Raw genomic sequence first — 716 nt, 5'->3', positions numbered from 1 at the left:
CTTTATGGTTATCGTCGTATTCGTGATGAACTGACGAACCGCGGACACAAAGTAAATCATAAAAAAGTGTATCGAATTATGAAAGAATTAGGCTTGAAGTGTCTCGTTCGTATGAAAAAATATCGTTCTTATAAAGGGAAAGTTGGAAATATTGCACCGAATATTTTAAATCGCAATTTCCAAGCGGAAAAACCAAATGAAAAATGGGTTACGGACATTACGGAGTTTAAATTGTTTGGAGAGAAGTTATATCTATCACCGATGTTGGATTTATTTAATGGTGAAATTATCACATACACAATTGCTTCAAGACCAACCTACTCCCTTGTTTCAACAATGTTAGACYAATCTTTTGAACGTTTAATAGACAAAGATACACTTCTGATTCATTCCGATCAAGGATGGCAYYATCAAATGAAGCAATACCGTCATTCTCTTACTAAACGTGGCATTACACAAAGCATGTCTCGTAAAGGAAACTGTTACGATAACGCAGTGATTGAAAACTTCTTTGGCATCATGAAGTCAGAATTTCTGTATCGAAAAGAATTTAAGAGTATAGAACATTTTAAGCAAGAACTAGCAAAATATATAGAGTACTATAATCATAAAAGAATTAAGGCAAAACTAAAAGGCATGAGCCCGGTACAATACCGGACCCATGCCCAAAAGGTTGCCTAATGAAATAATCTGTCTAACTTTATGGGGTCACTTCA

Annotated in this window: 1 protein-coding gene; it reads left to right on the top strand. The window is 34.9% G+C overall.

The window, feature by feature from the left end:
• The coding region (locus tag AC1DIT_RS28255) for an IS3 family transposase (RefSeq protein ID WP_476998617.1) at nt 1–681 on the top strand (681 nt) is incomplete at its 5' end.
• Nucleotides 682–716: the final 35 nt, after the last annotated feature.

The sequence above is a fragment of the Bacillus sp. 05T22 genome (assembly GCF_056396765.1).
Note: the sequence above shows the minus strand (reverse complement) of the source record. Positions and strands in the feature narration are given on the sequence as shown.